This is a genomic window from Novosphingobium lindaniclasticum LE124, from assembly GCF_000445125.1.
GTDB lineage: Bacteria > Pseudomonadota > Alphaproteobacteria > Sphingomonadales > Sphingomonadaceae > Novosphingobium > Novosphingobium lindaniclasticum.
The window spans coordinates 26,182-45,841 of the sequence record NZ_ATHL01000090.1; the positions used below are offsets into that span (position 1 = coordinate 26,182).

18 protein-coding genes are annotated in these 19,660 nt (G+C 65.7%); 6 read left to right on the plus strand and 12 right to left on the minus strand.

Annotated elements, in window-relative coordinates:
* Positions 1 to 20 precede the first annotated feature (20 nt).
* Both L284_RS38735 and L284_RS38740 read left to right on the plus strand, forming a co-directional pair.
* A complete protein-coding gene (locus tag L284_RS38735) occupies positions 21 to 821 on the plus strand; it encodes a phosphoadenylyl-sulfate reductase (RefSeq protein ID WP_021234759.1) in 801 nt (266 codons plus the stop codon).
* 228 nt (positions 822 to 1,049) lie between these two features.
* Entirely contained in the window at positions 1,050 to 2,255 is a 1,206-nt protein-coding gene (locus L284_RS38740; RefSeq protein WP_021234760.1) for an MFS transporter, read from the plus strand.
* 100 nt (positions 2,256 to 2,355) lie between these two features.
* On the opposite strand, the gene putA is transcribed toward L284_RS38740, so the two are convergent.
* On the minus strand, positions 2,356 to 5,949 hold the full coding sequence (putA, locus tag L284_RS38745; protein WP_021234761.1) for a trifunctional transcriptional regulator/proline dehydrogenase/L-glutamate gamma-semialdehyde dehydrogenase: 3,594 nt from the start codon (positions 5,947 to 5,949) through the stop codon (positions 2,356 to 2,358).
* Between the two features lie 98 nt (positions 5,950 to 6,047).
* On the opposite strand from putA, the gene L284_RS38750 reads away from it, so the two are divergent.
* The gene (locus L284_RS38750; RefSeq protein WP_021234762.1) at positions 6,048 to 6,518 is read left to right on the plus strand and encodes an Lrp/AsnC family transcriptional regulator; all 471 of its coding nucleotides are present in this window, start codon (positions 6,048 to 6,050) and stop codon (positions 6,516 to 6,518) included.
* 91 nt (positions 6,519 to 6,609) lie between these two features.
* Here L284_RS38750 and L284_RS38755 read toward each other — a convergent pair whose 3' ends face one another.
* The 11 genes from L284_RS38755 to L284_RS38805 form a co-directional block, all read right to left on the minus strand.
* Complete coding sequence (locus L284_RS38755; protein WP_021234763.1) at positions 6,610 to 7,332, minus strand: hypothetical protein; 723 nt, start codon at positions 7,330 to 7,332, stop codon at positions 6,610 to 6,612.
* Between the two features lie 5 nt (positions 7,333 to 7,337).
* A complete protein-coding gene (locus tag L284_RS38760; protein WP_021234764.1) occupies positions 7,338 to 8,552 on the minus strand; it encodes a toxic anion resistance protein in 1,215 nt (404 codons plus the stop codon).
* 90 nt (positions 8,553 to 8,642) lie between these two features.
* On the minus strand, positions 8,643 to 9,479 hold the full coding sequence (fdhD, locus tag L284_RS38765; protein WP_021234765.1) for a formate dehydrogenase accessory sulfurtransferase FdhD: 837 nt from the start codon (positions 9,477 to 9,479) through the stop codon (positions 8,643 to 8,645).
* Between the two features lie 31 nt (positions 9,480 to 9,510).
* The gene (locus L284_RS38770; protein WP_021234766.1) at positions 9,511 to 10,422 is read right to left on the minus strand and encodes a formate/nitrite transporter family protein; all 912 of its coding nucleotides are present in this window, start codon (positions 10,420 to 10,422) and stop codon (positions 9,511 to 9,513) included.
* 181 nt (positions 10,423 to 10,603) lie between these two features.
* Positions 10,604 to 11,593 (minus strand): aldo/keto reductase, encoded by a 990-nt coding sequence (locus tag L284_RS38775; protein WP_021234767.1) that lies wholly within the window; start codon positions 11,591 to 11,593, stop codon positions 10,604 to 10,606.
* On the minus strand, positions 11,593 to 12,549 hold the full coding sequence (locus L284_RS38780) for a Gfo/Idh/MocA family oxidoreductase (RefSeq protein ID WP_021234768.1): 957 nt from the start codon (positions 12,547 to 12,549) through the stop codon (positions 11,593 to 11,595). Before L284_RS38780 ends, L284_RS38775 begins: the two co-directional genes overlap by 1 nt.
* A 70-nt stretch (positions 12,550 to 12,619) precedes the next feature.
* On the minus strand, positions 12,620 to 13,525 hold the full coding sequence (locus tag L284_RS38785; RefSeq protein ID WP_021234769.1) for a class III extradiol dioxygenase subunit beta: 906 nt from the start codon (positions 13,523 to 13,525) through the stop codon (positions 12,620 to 12,622).
* 1 nt (position 13,526) lies between these two features.
* Positions 13,527 to 13,940, minus strand: a complete 414-nt coding sequence (gene ligA / locus L284_RS38790) for a protocatechuate 4,5-dioxygenase subunit alpha (RefSeq protein ID WP_021234770.1) — start codon at positions 13,938 to 13,940, stop codon at positions 13,527 to 13,529.
* Positions 13,937 to 14,962: an amidohydrolase family protein gene (locus L284_RS38795; RefSeq protein ID WP_021234771.1), complete on the minus strand. Its 1,026-nt coding sequence runs from the start codon at positions 14,960 to 14,962 to the stop codon at positions 13,937 to 13,939. The genes ligA and L284_RS38795 overlap by 4 nt, the downstream gene beginning before the upstream one ends.
* Positions 14,963 to 14,964: 2 nt before the next feature.
* Positions 14,965 to 15,840, minus strand: a complete 876-nt coding sequence (locus L284_RS38800; protein WP_021234772.1) for an NAD(P)-dependent oxidoreductase — start codon at positions 15,838 to 15,840, stop codon at positions 14,965 to 14,967.
* A 132-nt stretch (positions 15,841 to 15,972) separates the two neighbouring features.
* Positions 15,973 to 17,127, minus strand: a complete 1,155-nt coding sequence (locus L284_RS38805) for a LysR substrate-binding domain-containing protein (protein ID WP_021234773.1) — start codon at positions 17,125 to 17,127, stop codon at positions 15,973 to 15,975.
* A 101-nt stretch (positions 17,128 to 17,228) separates the two neighbouring features.
* Between L284_RS38805 and L284_RS38810 the strand changes: the two genes are divergently transcribed.
* The 3 genes from L284_RS38810 to L284_RS38820 all read left to right on the plus strand — a co-directional run bounded on the left by L284_RS38810 (position 17,229) and on the right by L284_RS38820 (position 19,613).
* On the plus strand, positions 17,229 to 18,317 hold the full coding sequence (locus L284_RS38810; RefSeq protein WP_021234774.1) for a 4-oxalomesaconate tautomerase: 1,089 nt from the start codon (positions 17,229 to 17,231) through the stop codon (positions 18,315 to 18,317).
* Positions 18,318 to 18,435: 118 nt separating this feature from the next.
* A complete protein-coding gene (locus L284_RS38815) occupies positions 18,436 to 18,945 on the plus strand; it encodes a c-type cytochrome (protein ID WP_021234775.1) in 510 nt (169 codons plus the stop codon).
* Entirely contained in the window at positions 18,942 to 19,613 is a 672-nt protein-coding gene (locus L284_RS38820; RefSeq protein ID WP_021234776.1) for a cytochrome b/b6 domain-containing protein, read from the plus strand. Before L284_RS38815 ends, L284_RS38820 begins: the two co-directional genes overlap by 4 nt.
* Positions 19,614 to 19,660 lie beyond the last annotated feature (47 nt).

The window sequence follows — 19,660 nt, forward strand, 5'->3', positions numbered from 1 at the left end:
TCCACCGGAAGGGAATAGAAATGCCCAACACCGAAGCTGCACGTATCCGCGACCTGATCGACACCGGCCCCCGTTTCGACGAGGCCGATGCCGTTCGCCTGAACCGCCTCTTCCGCGGCACCGACACGAGCGAGATGCTCGAAACGGTGCTCAAGGAAGGCATGGCGGGCGATATCGCGATCGTGTCCAGCTTCGGTGCGGAATCGGCGGTGCTGCTGCACCTCGTTAGCCGTGTCGATGCGAACGTGCCGGTGCTGTTCCTCGATACCGGCAAGCATTTTCCCGAGACGCTGGACTATCGCGACCTGCTGGTGAAGCAGCTTGGCCTCACCAACCTCGTCAATCTCGTGCCCGATGCCGAGGAACTGGCGAAAAAGGACGAGAATGGCCTGCGCTGGTCCTACGACCCGGACGGCTGTTGCGAAATCCGCAAGGTGAAGCCTTTGGAAAAGGCGCTGCTGGGCTACGACGCTTCCTTCAGCGGCCGCAAGGCATTCCAGGCCTCCACCCGCGCCACCCTGCCCCGTTTCGAGGTGGACACCTCCGATGCACAGGGCCGCCTCAAGGTGAATCCGCTGATCGACTGGTCGCCGGAACGCATCGCAGCCTATATCGCCGAACACGACCTGCCGGCGCATCCGCTGGTTTCGCAGGGTTATCCCTCGATCGGCTGCATGCCCTGCACCAGCAAGGTCGCGGAAGGCGAAGATCCGCGCTCGGGCCGCTGGCGCGGTTGGAACAAGACCGAGTGCGGCATCCACGTCGCCACCCACTCGGACTACACCACCAAGAACGCGCCGGAGTTCGATCCGGGGCTTTAGGCAGCCGTCGTCCCGGACCTGATCCGGTACCGCTATCCGGGTCGCGTTCGTTCGCAGACGGGCGCCTAAGTATCGCCGGCGGTCCCGGACCTGAGCCGGGACGACGGGACTTAAGCAGCCGCACATTGCGCCGAACAAGACCACGAGTGCAATTATTGCACCTTCCGGCGGGTTGGCATGGCACAGCGGTCCACTAGATCGCAAGTGCCCCCAATATTGCAGTGCAACATGACTGATCAGCAAAAAGCCCATACCCATCCCGCGCTCGTCATCCTCGCCTTGGCGATGGGCGCCTTCGCCATAGGCACTACCGAATTTGCCGCGATGAGCCTCGTGCCCTATTTCGCGCGCGATCTCGGCCTGAGCGAGCCCGAAGCCGGCCATGCCATCAGCACGTATGCGCTGGGCGTCGTAGTCGGTGCGCCGGTCATCGCCGTACTGGCAGCCAAGCTCCCCCGGCGCGCGCTTCTGATCGGACTGATGGCACTGTTCGCAGTCGGCAACGCCCTTTCGGCCATGGCGCCGACATATCCGCTGCTTCTGCTGTTCCGCTTCATCAGCGGCCTGCCGCACGGCGCCTACTTCGGCATCGCCGCGCTGGTCGCCGCCTCGATGGTGCCTGCGAACAAGCGGGCGCAGTCGGTGGCACTGGTCATGTCGGGCCTGACCGTGGCGACGATCATCGGCGTGCCGCTGGCCAACTGGCTGGGACAGGCCTTCGGCTGGCGCACCGGCTTCGCCATCGTCTCGGTGCTCGCGGTGATCACCATGGCACTCGTCGCGCTCTATGCCCCGCACCAGAAGGCAGCCGAAGGGGCCAGCCCTATGCGCGAACTCGGTGCGCTGCGCCGTCCGCAAGTGCTGCTCACCCTGCTCACCGGCGCCATCGGCTTCGGCGGTCTCTTCGCCGTCTACACCTACATCGCCTCGACCATGATCGAAGTCACCAAGGTCTCCGAGCACCTCGTGCCGGTGGTCCTCGCTGTCTTCGGCGTGGGCATGACGGTGGGCAATCTGTTCTGGGCCTGGGCCGCCGACCGCTCGCTGAACAAGGCCGCGATCGGCGCGCTGCTGTTCAGCGCCTTCGCCCTTGCGCTGTTCCCGATGGCGGCAAGCAACGTCTGGACCCTGAGCGTGGTGGTGGTGATGATCGGTTTTGCCGGCGGCCTCGGCACGATCCTCCAGACCCGACTGATGGACGTGGCGGGCGACGCGCAGGCGCTGGCGGCCGCGGCGCACCACAGCGCCTTCAACATGGCCAATGCGCTTGGTCCCTGGCTTGGCGGGCTTGCCATCTCGGCAGGCTACGGTCTCACCTCGACGGGCTGGATCGGCATGTGCCTCTCGCTTGGCGGTCTTGCGATCTTTCTGGTGACCCTCGCCCTGCACAAGCGCGAGAACGAAGTGAGCGGACATCCCTTGCCGGCCTGCTGACACCGCGCCCGAGGGACAAGAAAAGGCCCACGAGTTCGTCACTCGCGGGCCTTTTTATTTTTTCGATCGCAGCCCTAAAGGGTCCTGCCATCGCAAAGAATCAGCCGATCATCATCAGACTGGCATTGCCCCCGGCCGCCGTGGTGTTGATCGAGGTCGAGACCTCTTCCAGCAACCAGACCAGGTTCGGCCCGGCCGTGACGTGGACGGGAACGATCGGCCCCGGCAGTTCCGCCACCGCCTTGCAGGCTGCGCGCACCGCTTCGGCATCACCTTCCACCAGACAGGCCGCGAAGTGCTCGCCCGCGTCCGGCGCGAAGCGTGCCGCCACGGCGGGGGGCAGTCCAGCCGGAAGCGCCATGCCTTCCACCGTCGCCGTATTACCGCTGGCCAGCACCGCCGCCATCTGCCCGTAAAGCCCCTCGCGGGTCGCGGGACGCAGGAGGATTCGGCCACGCGGGTGGAGCGCATAGAGATTGGTCTCACCGACCGGCCCCGGCAGCGCCAGTTCGATCCCCAGCCCCGAACCGGCCGCCATCGCCCGCGCCGCAGCGGCCGAGGCGGCGTCACCTTGGCCGCTCAGCCAGTTCGCGAAAGCCTCGACCAGCGGCGCGACGTGTGCGGGCGCATCCAGGACTTGCGGCGCCTGCCGTGCCAGTCGGCCGAGATAGAGCGGACCGCCCGCTTTCGGCCCCGTGCCCGAAAGCCCACGCCCACCGAAGGGCTGAACGCCGACGATCGCGCCGATCGTGTTGCGGTTGACGTAGAGATTGCCCGCGCGGATGGCCAAAGTTACCTGCTCCACCGTGGCGTCTAGCCGGGTGTGAAGGCCGAACGTCAGGCCGTAGCCGGTGGCATTGATCGCCTCGATCAGGTCGCCCAGTTCGTCACGCTTGAAGCGCACGACATGGAGAACCGGGCCGAACACTTCGCGTTCGAGCTGGGCGATAGTCGAAATCTCGACGATGGTCGGCGCCACGAACGTACCCGCCTCGCAGGCTGCCGGGATCGCCACTTGCTCGACCTTGCAGCCGCGCGACTTCATGCGCGCGACATGGCCGTCGATCATGCCCTTGGCCTCGGCCGTGATCACCGGGCCGATGTCGACCGCGAGTTCCTGCGTATTGCCCACGCGCAGTTCCGCCAGCGCCCCCTTGAGCATCGCCAGGGTACGATCGGCGACGTCCTCCTGGAGGCAAAGCACACGCAGCGCCGAGCAGCGCTGTCCCGCCGAATCGAAGGCCGAGGCGATCACATCGGCCACCACCTGCTCGGCCAGCGCAGAGGAATCGACGATCATGGCGTTCTGGCCGCCGGTCTCGGCGATGAACGGGATCGCCTGACCCTGGGCCGAGACGCGGCCCGCAAGCTGCTTCTGGATCAGGCGCGCCACTTCGGTGGAGCCGGTGAACATCACCGCCGCCACTTGCGGGGCGGCGACCAGCGCGGCGCCGAGCTTGCCCTCGCCCGGCAGCAGTTGCAGCGCGTCCTTAGGAACGCCCGCCTCGTGCAGCAGGCGCACGGCCTCGGCGGCGATCAGCGGGGTCTCCTCGGCGGGCTTGGCCAGCACCGGGTTGCCTGCGACCAGGGCTGCGGCGACTTGCCCGGTGAAGATCGCCAGCGGGAAGTTCCAGGGGCTGATGCAGACCACCGGCCCGAGGGGGATCTGATCGGCGCCGAACGTCTCGCGCGCCTGCTTCGCGTAATAGCGCAGGAAGTCGATCGCCTCGCGCACTTCGGCAATGGCGTTGGCGGCGGACTTGCCCGCCTCGCGGATGACGAGGCCCATGAGCAGGCCGATCCGCGCCTGCATGGCGTCGGCAGCGGCATCGAGCATAGCCGCGCGCTCGGCCACCGGCACCTGGCCCCAGCGGCTGATCGCGGCGCGGGCGACGGCGACGGAAGCCGCTTCGGGCGCGACTTCGATCACCCGCCCCACGACGTCCCCGTGGTCCGCCGGGTTCAGCACGGCGCGGGCCTCGCCCTGGGCATTGCCCGGCATGGCGAACCATTCGCGCGCGGCGGAGCGGCGCAAGTCTTCCGAGAGCGCGGCGAGCGCGGTCTCGTCCGCCATATCGATGCCGTCCGAATTGCGGCGACCGGGGTAGAGATCGGCGGCGAGCGGGATCAGGTCGTGACGGGCGCCGGGCGTTGGCATCGCGCGCACCACCTCGACCGGATCCGCCACCATGTCTTCCACCGGCACGGCCGGATCGGCGATGCGGTTCACGAACGAGGAGTTCGCGCCGTTCTCCAGCAAGCGGCGCACCAGATAGGCCAGCAGCGTCTCATGGGTGCCGACCGGCGCGTAGATGCGGCAGGGACGGTCCAGCTTGTCTTTCCCGACGACCTGCGAATAGAGCGGCTCGCCCATGCCGTGGAGGCACTGGAACTCGTATTGGCCCACGGCGAAGTCCGGTCCGGCAAGGTGGTAGATCGTCGCCAGGCTCTGCGCGTTGTGCGTGGCGAACTGCGGGAACACCGCGTCCGGCGCGGCCAGCAGCTTCTTCGCGCAAGCGATGTAGGACACGTCGGTGTGGACCTTGCGGGTATAGACCGGGAAGTCGGCCAGGCCGTCCACCTGAGCGCGCTTGATCTCGGCGTCCCAGTAGGCGCCCTTGACCAGACGCACCATCATTCGGCGACCGGCGCGGCGGGCCAGATCGACGATCCAGTCCAGCACGAAGGGGCAGCGCTTGCCATAGGCCTGCACCACGAAGCCGAGGCCGTCCCAGCCCTTGAGGTCCGGGTCGAGCGCCAGCGCTTCGAGCAGGTCGAGCGAGAGTTCGAGGCGGTCGGCTTCCTCGGCATCGATGTTGAGGCCGATGTCGTAGCCCTTGGCAAGTACGGCCAGCGCTTTCACGCGCGGCAGCAGTTCGCCCATGACCCGGCCTGCCTGGGCACGGCTGTAGCGCGGATGCAGGGCCGAGAGCTTGATCGAGATTCCCGGTCCCTCGTAGATGCCCTTACCTGCGCCGGCCTTGCCGATGGCGTGAATGGCGTTGACGTAGTCGGTGTTGTAACGGTCGGCGTCGGCGGCGGTGGTCGCCGCTTCGCCCAGCATGTCGTAGCTATAGCGAAAGCCCTTGTCCTCCAGCTCTTTGGCGCGCTTTACGGCCTCGCCAATCGTTTCGCCGGTGACGAACTGCTCGCCCATCAGGCGCATGGCAAGGTCTACGCCGCGCCGGATCACCGGCTCGCCCGCACGCGCCACGAGACGCGTGAGCGCTGCCCCCAGCCCCTTGTCGTCCACCGAGCCGACCAGCTTGCCGGTCACCACCAGGCCCCAGGTCGCGGCGTTGACGAACATCGACTTGCCGCCGCCAAGATGCGCGCTCCAGTCACCGTCCGAGATCTTGTCGCGGATCAGGGCGTCGCGGGTGGCATTGTCGGGGATGCGCAGCAGCGCCTCGGCCAGGCACATGAGCGCCACGCCTTCCTGGCTGGACAGCGAGTATTCCTGCACCAGCCCCTCGACGCCGCTGCCCTTGTGATTGGCACGCAAGGTCGTGACGAGCGCGCTTGCCGTCTCGCGCACGGCCCTGCGCTGCGCCTCCGGCAGCGTCGCGGCTTCAAGCAGCGGCGCCATACAGGCGGCCTCGTCACGACGGAAGGCCTCGGTTATCGCGCGGCGGAGCGGCGTCGGCGCGCTGACGGCGGGAGCGAATGCGGAGAACGGAGCGGTGTGGGTCATGAATCGCCAATATCCCAAGCTGGCTTGGCAATCTGTCTTTTCAGGGGCACAAGACCATCCATTCAGACTTATCTTGGCGTCATCGGCAGTTCAATCGCATGGCTAAACGCACCGATCCGGTCATTCTGGACGACTACGACCGCAAAATCGTCGCCGCGTTGCGCGAAGACGGCCGAATGAGCGTCACCGATCTCGCCAAAGCGGTGGGCCTGTCCAAGACTCCTTGCCAGGTGCGCCTGCGCCGCCTGACGCAATCCGGCGTGATCCGGGGCTTTCGCGCCGTCATCGATCCGGTCGCGCTGGGGCTGGATCATGTCGCCTTCACCGAAGTCAAACTATCCGACACCCGCGAGCAGGCGCTGCGGGAATTCAACGCCGCCATCCAGCGCATTCCGGAAGTGGAGGAGTGCCACATGCTGGCGAGCCACTTCGACTATCTTCTGAAAGTTCGCACCCGCGACATCCACCGCTACCGGGCCGTGCTAGGGGAGAAACTCTCCAGCCTGCCGCATGTATCCAGCACCTCGACATATGTGGCGATGGAGACGGTGAAGGACGTCAGCAGCTAAGCTATGAAACCTCAGGCGATTCATCGCATTCATGCGCGCCAAGACACCGGCGCAGCCTTACCAAGCCAGACTCCCCGAGCGCGTCGGCAGCTCAGGCATCGCCGCGCGCGTCGATATATTTGGTCTCCAGGAAACGGCCGCGCGTGGCCAAGGCGTCGAGATCGTTGCGGGACAAGTCCAGGCTCATGGCCTCGATCTGGCCGGCTATGACGCCCAGTCCTTCCACGAGTTGCTGCGACGGCGTGGTGCCGCCCGCATGGGGTTTATTGCGCAGTTCGGGCGGAATGCGGGTGTAGCTGTCGACCAGCGAAGGCAAGTGCTCGGACAGTAGCTTGCGCACTTCGCGTGCGGCCGGGCCGGTGTCTTCCAGCGTGGCGAGCTGCGGCGCAAGCTGTTCGAGGCGCACGCCGATCATGTCCACGGCATCCACGGCCGCATTGGGCAGAGCACGGCGGCGGTTCTCCAGCCAGATCTCGGTCGAGCCCGCCAGTTCCGGCAAACTCGCGCTGCCCAGATGCTCCGAACGCACTCTAGGCGTGGAGGGATAGATCGACAGCACTATGAACACCGCGAAGGCCAACAAGGTGGTCAGCACCGTCGTCGTGAACGACAGTCCGCCCAGGATCAGCCCAGCCGTCAGCGCGACGATGAAGATGCCGAACAGCGCCAGGAACGCCCGGCGCAGACGGCGCCAGCGAAACCTCCAGCGCTCCTTGCGGGCGTTGTAGAGCCGCGCTGCGCGCTGGCGGCGCGCGGCGCGGATGATCTCCTGGTTCACGGCATTGCGGTTGCCGGTCGTGGGAAGCTGGGCCATGGCGGTCAGTCGAGCGCCTCCAGCATCGCCTTCGCCGTCTTGTCGCTACCCGGTGCGGTACCCTCGGCCTGGCCTTGGGCGCGGGCGATATAGGCCTTGGACTTGGTGACTTCGCCTTCCAGCGACTGCACCGTCTGCTTCATGGAATCGAGCGCCTGCATCTTGAAGGTGTCGATCGAATCCATCGTGTCGTAGATGTTCTGGAAGGCGCGGCTGAGCGTCTCCAGCGGGATCGTGGAATTCGCCGCCTGTTCATGGATGCGCGCGGTATTGTCCTTGAGCATCTGGCCGGTGCCGTCGATGATCCGCGCGGTCGTGGTGTTGAGCGCGGTGATCTGGTCCAGCACCAGCTTCTGGTTGGCCATCGCCTGCGCCACGGTCACCGCCGTGCGCAGCGCGCCGACGGTGGTGGTGGAGGCGCGATCCACGCCCTTGATCAGTTCGACGTTGTTCTTCTTCACCAGATCGAGCGCGAGGTAGCCCTGCACCGAAACCGCCATCTGCGTCAGCAGGTCCTGCGTGCGCTGGCGCACATAGAACAGCGCGCTCTCGCGCACGGCCTTGGCCTTGGCGGGGTCGGTGTGATCGAGATCGGCGGCCTTCTGCTCCAGCGTCTCGTCCAGCGCCTTCGACATGAAGATCATCTGTTCGAGCTTGCCCATCGCCGCCCAGAGGTTCTGGCGCTCGACGTCGATCGAGGCGTTGTCCATCAGCAGCTCGTCCTTGCCGCCCTGAAGCCGGGCGAGGATCGCGCTGATATGGCCCTGCGCGCTCTGGTAGCCGTCGAAGTAATTGCGCAACTTGTTGCCCATCGGGATGATCCCGAAGATCTTGCGGCGCGAGAGCAGATCACCCTTGGTGGAGGGGTCGAGGTCTTCCACGGTGCGGCGCAGTTCGGCAAGGTCGGCGCCGACGCCGGCGTCCTTGTCCATGGCGCGCACCGGGCGGTCGAGGAAGCGGTTGGACTGGCCCGACGCCTCGGAGATTTCCTTGCGGCCCATATTGGTGATCTGGTCCACTCGGCGGCCGAATTCGGGCGAGTTCACGTCCTGCGAGACGAGGTCCTCGACGAATTCATCGACCCGGACCTGCAGCTTGGACTTCTGCTCATCCCCGATCGGAACCAGCCCCGCCGCCTTTTCCGGCTGGACGACCGGCACGGGATCGGGTGGCGTCAGCTTGAGTTCGCCAGCGGTCGCCTGATCGGTCGTGGTGGCCATCGAAGAAAATCCCGTCCTTCAAAAATGATGTCGTCGTTCGTGAATCTAGGTTTGCAGGAGAATACTGCAAGCAAAACAGGAAAGCCCGCGTTACGGTTCGACGAGGCCGGTGGCACTTTCGTCGGCCTCTTCCCCGTCCGGCATCGTCAGCATCGTATCGTCGCGCGCCACGAAGCACAACTTCAGGCCCGCCGCCCGCGCGCGATGGACCGCCAGGTTGGTCGGCGCTGAAATCGCCACCAGCAAGGGACATCCGGCGCGCGCGGTCTTCTCGACCAGTTCGTAGGAACAGCGCGACGTCACAATCATGAAGCCCTGCCCCGCATGGACGCCTTGCCGAGCCAGCGCGCCGACCAGCTTGTCCAGCGCATTGTGGCGTCCCACGTCCTCGCGCACGGCCACAAGGCTGCCGTCCGCGTTGCAGAAGGCCGCCGCATGGGTCGCCCTTGTCTCCCGCCCCAGCGCCTGCGCCGTTCGCAGGCCGCCGAGCCCGCGTCGGATGGCTTGCGGCGAAGCCTCGCTCATCCGGGCAAGCGGCGGCAGCGGCCGCAGCGCGGCTTCCACCCCTTCGATCCCGCAGATACCGCAGGAACTGTCCCCCACCCGCCGCCGCGCCCGCTCGACGATGGCGCCGAGCCGCTCGAACGGCAGGTTCACGCGGGCGACGTAGCCGGTGCCCCACTCCCCGTTCTCGACCTCATGGACCGTCACGTCGCCCACCTCCCCGGCTTCGGCGAGCCCCTCGGCCATCAGGAACCCGGTGACGAAATCCTCGATGTGCTCGGGCGTCGCCATCATCACGGCATAGGCGATGCCGTTAGTCTCTATGGCGATGGGCGCTTCCACCGGTATGGCGAAAGGCTCGGCGGCACCTAAGTCGAGGCCGTAAGCATTGCGCCGGACGACGATTGTCTCTGAACCGTTCATCGCGCCCTACTAGCGCGCTTGGCGGGCAAGATCATCCCGCATCGATCTCCGCCTTGATCTGGCCGAAAGCCAGCAGCGCGAAAAGGCAGGTGCCGCCGATTACGTTGCCCACCAGCGTCGGCGCGAGATGCAGCGCGAAGGCATCGAAGACGGGCAGTTCGCCGTGAAGGACGAGGAGGAACATCTCCGTCGATCCGGCAACCACATGGGCGAACCCGCCCGCTGCGATCAGCCAGGCGAAAAGCCCCACCACGAAGATCTCGAAGCCCTTTGAACTGGGCAGCATCCATACGAAGCCGGCGATAAAGAAGCCGGCCGGTACACCGTCGAGCAGGGCCGTCCAGCCACTTGCCTGCCCGGCCTTGCGTGATACCTCAAGCATGCCGGCTACCGTGGGATGGACAGGATCGGCAAAGATGTCGATCAGCAGGGCCGTCAGGAACGTGCCCACCAGGTTGGCCGCCAGCACGATCGTCCACAGCCGCGCGGTGCGCCAGAGCCGCTCCCCGTTCGGCCCGGCAAGCAGCGGCAACACCGCCGTCAGCGTGTTCTCGGTGAAGAGTTGCAGGCGGGAGAGCACAACCAGCACGAAACCCATGGCATAGCCGAAGGCCGCGATCAGCTCTCGCTGGGGATGGTCCTGGAAGGATTGGTGAAGCAGGCCCTGCGCGAAGACCGAAGTGGAAATGCCGATGCCGGCGGCTATTCCCGACCACCAGAGCGACATGGCGGGTCGGTGCAGCTCCTCCTCGCCTTCGCGGCGGATCACGGAGAATACGGTGACTGCCGAAAGGCGCAGGTTGTCCTTGATCTGTCCGCGTTCGTGGCCGGTCAAGCCGGATTCGTCGCGTTCAATCTCGCGGTCGGTCTTCTTGCGCTCGGGATCGTCATGCGAGAGATCGCGGGCTTCGGAGGCTTCCGGGTAAGCTGCGGCTTTGTCCATGCCGGGAGAACCGACGCTGCGGGTCTAATGTTCCGCCGTGCTTCGTCGCTCTTTATTGCTGGGTCGCTTCGCTCCTCGCAATGGCGAGATGAAGCGCAAAATCCCACCAGCGGAACACCCCTCAACCTTCGCATAGCGAGCGCAGCGAAGCAATCCAGAGCGGCCGACAGCGAAGCCTGCCTCAGGCGTAGTCCTCGGTATCGATGCTGGGCTTGATCATGTCCGGGTAGCGGTGCCCGGCAATCGTCTGCTGGTTCATCAACGCGCCCGCCTGCTCCAGCACTTCCGCGTCGATCGCGAGATCGGCGGCGGGATGGTTCTGGTCGAAGTGTGCGATCGCGCGCGTGCCCGGAATGGCGTGGACGTGCTCGCCCTGCGCCAGTACCCAGGCGAGCGCCAGCTGCGCCGGTGTGGCATGGACCGAGGCCGCGAGCGCGTTGAACTCCGCGATCAGCGCCAGGTTGTGCGCCCAGTTCTCGCCCATGAAGCGCGGGAAGTTGCGGCGCAGGTCTTTCTCGGTGAGCGTGTTGACGTCGGTCAGTTCACCGCCCAGCGCCCCGCGGGCGATCGGCGAGAAAGCGACGAGCGCAATCCCGAGGTCGCGCGTGGCGTCCATCACGCCCAGTTCGACGTTGCGGGTCCAGAGCGAATATTCGGTCTGCACCGCTGCCACCGGATGCACGGCATGCGCCTCGCGGACATGCGCGGCGGACCATTCCGACACGCCATAGGCGCCGATCTTCCCCGCCTCGATCGCGCGCGCCATGGCGCCCACCGAGTCGGCAATCGGCACCTTCGGATCGAAGCGGTGCATGTAGAACAGATCGATGTGATCGGTGCCCAGCCGCTTTAGGCTGGCGTCAAGCGAGGCGGTGATGCTGTCCGGCGCGCAGTCGATGCCGCGGCGGGCGCCGTCGATCAGGATGCCGGTCTTGGAGGCCAGCAGGAACTCGCCCCGCCGGTCCATGATCGCTTCGCCAAGGATCTCCTCGCTGAGACCCATGCCGTAGATATTGGCGGTGTCGAAGTGGTCGCAGCCCGCATCCAGGGCATGGCGGAACAGACGGGCCGCCTCCTCGCGAGACGGCGGATTGCCGTAAGCCCAGGCCACATTCATGCAGCCGAGACCGACGGCGTGGACCGGACGGCCCGCGAGGAGGCGTTTCGTCATCAGGACCAGCCGTCCTGTGCTTCCAGGCTCTGCGCCAGTTCGCCGATCACGCGGTAGCAATCGAGCACCTTGCCGACCGACGAATTGGGCTCACGCCCTTCGCGGATGGCGGCGACGAATTCGCGGTCCTGCAGCTCGATGCCGTTGTTCGACACGGTGACGCCGGTGAGGTCGATCGGCTCTTCGCGGCCGTTCACCAGATCGTCGTACCGCGCGATGTAGGTTTCGCTGTCGCCGATGTAGCGGAAGAAGGTGCCGAGCGGGCCGTTGTTGTTGAACGAGAGCGAGAGCGTGCAGATCGCGCCGGTCTCTGCCTTCAGCTGGATCGACATGTCCATGGCGATGCCGAGTTCCGGGTGCTTCGGCCCTTGCAGCACGTTGGCGGCGACGATCTTGCCCGACTGGTAGGCGAACAGGTCGATCGTGTGCGCGGCGTGGTGCCACAGCAGGTGGTCCGTCCACGAGCGCGGCTGGCCCTTTGCGTTCATGTTCTTGCGGCGGAAGAAGTAGGTCTGCACGTCCATCTGCTGGACGTTGAACTCACCCGCGGTGATCTTGTTATGCACGTACTGGTGCGAAGGATTGAAGCGGCGGGTGTGGCCGACCATGCAGACCAGCCCGGTTTCCTTCTGCTTGGCGACGACCGCCTCGGCATCGGCCCAGGAGTCCGACAGCGGAATTTCGACCTGCACGTGCTTGCCGGCGTTCATGCAGGCGATCGCCTGTTCGGCGTGCATCTGCGTGGGGGTGCAGAGAATTACGGCATCGACGTCCGGCATGGCCAGCACTTCGGCCAGATCGGTGCCGGAGTGCGGCGCGCCGTACTTGGCGGCGACTTCGGCAGCCTGCTCGGCCGAGCGGCTGATGACCGAGGCTATCTCTACGCCATCGATGTTCTTGAGGCCGTCTAGGTGCTTTTCACCGAAAGCGCCGGCGCCTACGAGGGCAATACGCATGGGAATCTCCTTGGGGTGTCTGTCAAAGACAAAGGGCGTGCCGGCGTCAACCACCGGCACGCGGAATCGATCAGTCGATCAGGCTTTGCGCGGCGGCATTGTTGCCTTCGACGGTGGTCGAGGGCGGAACCTCGCCGTTCACCGGCTCCAGCACGATATGGCCCACGGCCGTGTTGCTGGCGGGGACGTGGTAGAAGCGCCGCAATTCGCGGGTTTCCTTGCCGAGCGCGCCGCGCATGATCAGCCACATCACCATCTCGATGCCTTCGCTGCCAGTTTCGCGCAGGTATTCGATATGCGGAATGTGCCGCAGTTCCTGCGTATCGCCCGAAAGCTTGTCGAGGAACATCTGGTCCCACTCGGCATTGATCAGCCCGGCGCGCGGGCCCTGAAGCTGGTGGCTCATGCCGCCGGTGCCCCAAACCTGCACGTTCAGGTCTTCGGGGAAGCTTTCCACGGCGCGCGCGATCGCCTCACCCAGCGCCCAGCAGCGGTTGCCCGATGGCGGCGGATAGGTGACGACGTTCACCGCCAGCGGGATCACCTTGACCGGCCACTTGGCAGGCTTGCCGAACACCATCGAGAGCGGAACGGTAAGGCCGTGATCGACATCCATCTCGTTGATGATGGTCATGTCGAACTCGTCGAGGATCAGGCTCTGCGCGATGTGCCAGGCGAGGTCCGGATGGCCTTCCACATCAGGCACGGCGCGCGGCCCCCAACCTTCGTCGGCAGGCTTGTAACTTTCGCCGCAGCCGATCGCGAAAGTGGGGATGATCTTCATGTCGAAGGCCGATGCATGGTCGTTGTAGACCAGGATCACGACGTCCGGCAGGTTCTCCGCTTCCCACTTCTGAGTGGGCGCGAAACCTTCCTGGATCGGCTTCCAGTAGGGATCTTCCCACTTGTCGAAGTCGCTGGCGACGCCGAGCGCCGGGATATGGCTACAGGCGATGCCGTGCGTAATGCGGGCCATCTTAGCGGTGCTCCTTTATGGAGCGCACGCCCTCGGGCGAGCGGCCCCCGGCGACCATCATCGCCTGATAATCCTCGACCGACATGCCGGTCATCGTCGAAACGGCCTGAAGGAAACTCAGGCCATCGGTCGAGAAGACCTTGGCGAGGAAGTAGATGTTGCCGCCCAGATCCAGCAGGCGATTGTAGTCGCGCGCGAGCACGGCCAGCTTCTGATCCTCGGTCATCGGCCATTCGTCGAGATAGGCGCGCTCGTCGGCCTTCCAGCGCTCGCGGTTTTCCGCCTTCATCAGGCTCATCGCGAACTGGTTGAGGTGATAGCCCTGCCGCGCGCGCTTCGCGGTGTAGACGCGCGTGCCCGGAATATCGTCGAACTCACCGAGATAGGCGTGGATGTCGGTGATCTTGTCGGTCACAGGCCTCGGTCCTTCAGCTTGGCGTCGAGGCGCGGGAAGACCTTGCGGACATTGCCTTCGAAGATCGCGTGGCGCTCCTCGTCAGAGATGTCGAGCGCATCGACATAGCGCTTGGTGTCGTCGAAGTAGAAGCCGGTCTGCGGGTCGATCCCGCGCACCGCGCCGACCATTTCGGAGCCGAACAGGATGTTCTTGTTGTCGATCACGTCAGCCAGCAGGTTCACGCCCGGCTGGTGGTAGACGCAGGTATCGAAGAACACGTTGTTCATGATGTATTCGTCGAGCGAAGGCTTCTTCAGCATGTCCGCCAACCCGCGATAGCGCCCCCAGTGGTAGGGCACCGCGCCGCCGCCGTGCGGGATGATGAAGCGCAGCTTGGGGAACTTTGCGAAGAGATCGCCCTGCATCAGCTGCATGAAAGCCACGGTGTCCGCCGCGATGTAGAAGCCACCGGTGGCGTGCATCGCCGGGTTGCACGATCCCGAGACGTGGATCATCGCCGGAACGTCCAGCTCGCTCATCGCCTCGTAGATCGGGAACCAGTATTCGTCGGTCAGCGGCGGATGCTCGAAGTGCCCGCCGCCCGGATCGGGATTGAGGTTGCAGCCGATGAAGCCCAGTTCCTCGACGCAGCGGCGCAGTTCCTTCACCGAGGCGGAAAGGTCCGCCTTGGGGCTTTGCGGCAGCATGCACACGCCCACGAACGTCTCGGGGAACAGGTTCACCACGCGGGCGATAAGGTTGTTGCAGTGAACCGCCCAGGCCTCGGAAACCGACTGATCGCCGACATGGTGCGCCATCGCGCTGGCGCGCGGGCTGAACACGGTAAGATCGGCGCCGCGCTCCTTGATGAGGCGAAGCTGGTTGTCCTCGATGGTCCGGCGGATCTCCGCGTCGGAAATTTCGGGGTACGGCGGCGCGGCTTCCCCGGCCTTGAAGGCGGCGATCTGCGCCTCGCGCCAGGCGTCGTGCGCCTTGGGCAGGACGGTATAATGTCCGTGACAGTCGATGATGAGCGACATGCTCAATTCTCTCCCTTGAGTACGCCCGCCGCGCCAACCGCCTTAACGATTGCCGCCAGCTTGGCTTCTAATCCTTCGGGCGGCGGCGCGATGCCCAGCTCGCCCAGCGCCTGCTGCCAGGCGACGGTATTTTCGGTCATCAGCGGCGGAATGCCCAGCGAACGCAGCATTTCCGCAGCCTCGTCCATCTCGGCGGCGCGGCGGCGGCCGTGGACCAGCATGCGGTCGAGATTGTAGTCCGCTCGGCTTGTCCAGGGAATGGTCTTCTCGCTGGCGTCGAGCGAGGCCAGCACTTCGTCCCCTACGCCTTCGGCATGGGCGGCCATCATCATCTCGGCGGTCAGCGCCTCAAGCCCCTTGACCATGACCGAGCGCACCAGCTTGATCGCCGAAGCGCGGCCGACATCGGCGCCCACGGTGCGGACATTGGCGAAGCCCACCGCCTCAAGAGCGGTATGCGCTTCTGCAGCGTCCGGCCCCGAGACCAGCAGAGGCACCTTCATCCGCGCGGGATTGACCGGGGCGAGCACGGCAACGTCCACGTATCGCCCCTTGCCGGTGGCGATCGCCTTGGCAGCTGCCCGTTTGGTGCCTGGCGCGACCGAGTTCATATCGCAGAACAACGCGCCCTCGCCCAGCACGGGCGCGACGGCTTGCGCCACCTTCGGCGCGGCGTCTGCGGTGACGAGCGAAAGCACCAGCGCGGCGCCCGAAAGGGCCTGCTCTACGCTATCGCAGGCGGTGATGCCGAGTTCGGCCATGACCTCACGGCGTTCGGGAAGCACATCGAAGGCACGAGCCTGTCCGGCCCAGTCCCCAGCTCCCGCAAACGTCGATCCGGCCTCTCCGAACCCGATAAGGGCAATGGACCTGTTCATGATGCCAGTCTGCCCCGATCGGCCGAAAGCCGCCAATTGGAACCACCCAGAAGCTATAAGCTTCACGTAATACGGGGATTGCGTCCGCCTGGCCGCACATGCCCGCTTTAAGCCAGGCCATCGGCCAAGACCTTACCGAGAAACCTCTCGCGCCGCCCATTCGAGATCGGCAAAGAACTCGCTCTGTACCTCGGTCGGCCGCAGCGACGCGCGGGTGGTCATACCGATGTGACGCGTGAATTCGGCGGGAAGCCGCGAGAGTTCGCAGAGCCACCCGGCCTCCACCTCGACCGACACCTGATCGGGCGAAAGCACGGTGAGGAAATCCCCGCCCATCATCACCTGCCGGATCATCATCACCGACCCCGACTCCACCGGCACCCCGGGCAAGGGTACCTCGTGCTCCTCGAAATAGCGCTCGAAACTGTCGCGCAGGGGCGTTCCGCGCGGCGGTAGGGTGAAAGGATACCGTGCCACGTCGGCCGCGCCGGGGTTGGTGCCTTCCAGCGGATGGCCCTTGCGCCCGTAGACCGCCGGGCGGTCTTCGAAAAGCGGGTGTTGGACCAGATCGCCTTCCACCAACGGGTCGCGCAAGGCGCCCACTATGAGGTCGAGCGTGCCGTTGCGCAGCGGCTCCACCAGTTCGGCGCGCGAACCTTCGACGATCGTCAGCTTCACCCTGGGCCGCCGCGACAGGAACCGCGCCACGGCGGCGGGCAGAATACGCGCCCGAGACAACGGCATGGCGCCGATGGCGATCCGCCGCGTCTCCAGCCCGCGCAGCGCCTCCACTTCGGACAGGCCCGCCTCCAGTTCCACTTTCGCCAGGCGGAACTCGCGCGCGAGCTGGGTGCCCGCCTCGGTGGTGATGACGAACTTCCCCTGCCGCGCCACCAGCGGTCGGCGCAGCGCCAGGGCAAGGTCGTTGACCGCGCGGTGGATCGAGGGCAGCGACAGCCCGGTCTCTTGCCCGGCCCCGGCATAGCTCCCTGTTTCGGCGAGTGCGAGCAATGCGCGCAGGCGCGACATGGTGACGTGCGGGCTCTGGATATGGGCAAGCGCGGCGCCGATGCGCGGCGCCAGGATCTCTCCGGCACGGGTGGGAATCATCCCGTCGTGACGGCGCTCGAACAAAGGCAGGCCGATCATCGCCTCAAGCCTGCCAAGCGCCTGTGTTATCGCGGGCTGACTGAGGTTCACAGCCAGCGCGGCGGCGTTGACCGTCCCCAATTCGGCAATCTTGGCGACTGCGCGCAAGTGCCGGAGGTTGAAGTTCCAGATGTCCATGGAACTACTCTTAGCCAAATCCTATCGCAGTTCCAAAGTTTCTCTTTCCCCCTTCCCACGCGCTTGGGCAGGACACAGCTTGCGGGAAAAGGAGATCTGCGATGAGTGGCACCGAAGCGAACAGGGACGGCGTGCGCTGCATGTGGATGCGCGGCGGCACGTCCAAGGGCGGCTATTTCCTCAAGAGCGATCTCCCCGCAGACACCGCCGCGCGCGATGCCTTCCTGCTTTCGATCATGGGATCGCCCGACCCGCGCCAGATCGACGGCATGGGCGGCGCCGATCCACTGACCAGCAAGGTGGCTGTCGTCAGCAAGTCCGAGCGCGAGGGCATCGACGTCGATTACCTGTTCCTTCAGGTCTTCGTCGACAAGGCGCTTGTCAGCGACCAGCAGAACTGCGGCAATATCCTCGCCGGGATCGGCCCCTTCGCCATCGAGCGCGGACTGGTCGAGGCCCGGAGCGATGAAACCCCGGTCGCCATCTTCATGGAGAACACCGGGCAGGTCGCCGTCGCCACCGTGCAGACGCCGAACGGTGCCGTATCGTATAAGGGCGATGCCGCGATCGACGGCGTGCCTGGCACTCATGCGCCGGTTCCGCTGGAATTCCGCGACACTGCGGGTTCCTCCTGCGGCGCGCTGCTGCCCACCGGCAACGCCGCCGACGAAGTGAACGGCGTGCGCGTGACGCTGATCGACAATGGCATGCCCTGCGTCGTCATGAAGGCCGAGGATGTCGGCGTGACCGGCTACGAGGACCGCGACAGCCTGGATGCCAATGCCGAACTGAAGGCGAAGATCGAGGCCATCCGCCTGGCCGTTGGCGAGCGGATGAACCTTGGCGATGTCAAGGACAAGTCGGTCCCCAAGATGATGCTGGTCGCCCCGCCACGCCATGGCGGCGCGGTGACCGTGCGCAGCTTCATTCCCCACCGCGCCCACGCCACGATCGGCGTGCTCGGCGCGGTCTCGGTGGCGACGGCCTGCCTGATCGAAGGCTCGCCCGCTGCCGAAGTGGCGCAGATCCCCGAGGCCAAATCCCCGACGGATCGCCGCAAGACACTGTCGGTCGAACATCCGACCGGCGAGATGTCCTGTGTCCTCGACACGGACGAGGGCGGCGCCGTAACCAGCGCCGCCCTCCTTCGCACCGCGCGCAAGCTGATGGATGGGGTGGTTTTCGGCTGACATTTCAAAAACCATTCGCTGCATGGCGACGACAGCGGTTATCAAGCGCTTGGGACCAAGGCCGACGGGCAAACAAAGTACGGCCTCCCGCTCAAGGATAACTGCCAGGAGCAGCGAAATGGCATCGAAGACTCTCGTCACGACCTCCCTAGCCGCTTTTGTCTTTGCGGCCGCCCTGACCGGCTGCAAAGGCTCTGAACCCGCCGCGACCACGACCGATGCCTCGCCCGCCCTGGTAAAAGTTGCCGACACGATCGAAGCGCGCGAAGCCAATTTCAAGGCCATCGGCAAGGCGAACAAGGCCGCCAAGGAAGCGCTGGAAGATGCCGCGCCGGACTTTGCGGTCGTCTCTGCTTCCGCCACCTCGATCCAGACGGACGCAGGCGAGATCGTCGGCCTCTTCCCCAAGGGTAGCGGCAAGGAATCGGGCGAGAAGACCGAGGCACTCCCCGTGATCTGGGACAAGCCCGCCGAATTCAAGGCGGCCGCCGACAGGCTGGCCACCGCGGCCGGCAAGCTCAAGGCCGCAGCCGGCGCCAGGGATGCCGCCGCCGCGAAGCTGGCGATGGGCGAGATCGGCGGCTCCTGCAAGGGCTGCCACGACACCTTCCGCGAGAACAAGCAGTGAGCAGCAGCAAGGGTGCGGAGACCGTCCGCACCCCCTTGTGGGACTGGCCTGTCCGGGTCATCCACTGGAGCTTCGCCGTCCTGATCCCCGCGCTGTGGTGGACGGCCGAAAACGGCGAGATGGGTTGGCATACCAGCATCGGCACGGTGTTGATGCAATTGCTGGTTATCCGGGTTCTCTGGGGCTTCGTGGGTGGATCGACCGCGCGGTTCTCATCCTTCGTGCGCGGGCCGGGCGCGGTAATCGGTCACCTGCGATCGAGCGGCCACGAGCCCACAGTCGGTCATAATCCGGCGGGCGGATGGAGCGTACTGGCGATGCTCGGCCTCCTCGCCTTGCAGGTCACGCTGGGCTTCTTCGCCGGCGATCCCGATGACGGCACTACCGGGCCGCTCAATCACCTTGTCTCCTCGACAACGGCCGGACGCGCTACGGAACTGCACGGAGTGGTGTTCTATCTGATCCTGGCGATGATCGTGCTGCATCTGAGCGCGATCGTCTATTACCGCTTGGTGAAGCGGGACCAGCTTATCGGGGCCATGGTCACGGGCGCGCGGATGATGCCCGCTGGAACCAGGGGTATGGTGAAGGCGCCCGTGTGGCGGCTGATCGCCTGCGTGGTCGCGGCCTGGCTGGTGGGCTGGGTTGTCTGGGTCGGCGCCGCCTGAACCAGGAACGGGGCGTAAAACGAGAACGGGGGCGGGCGCCCGGCGCC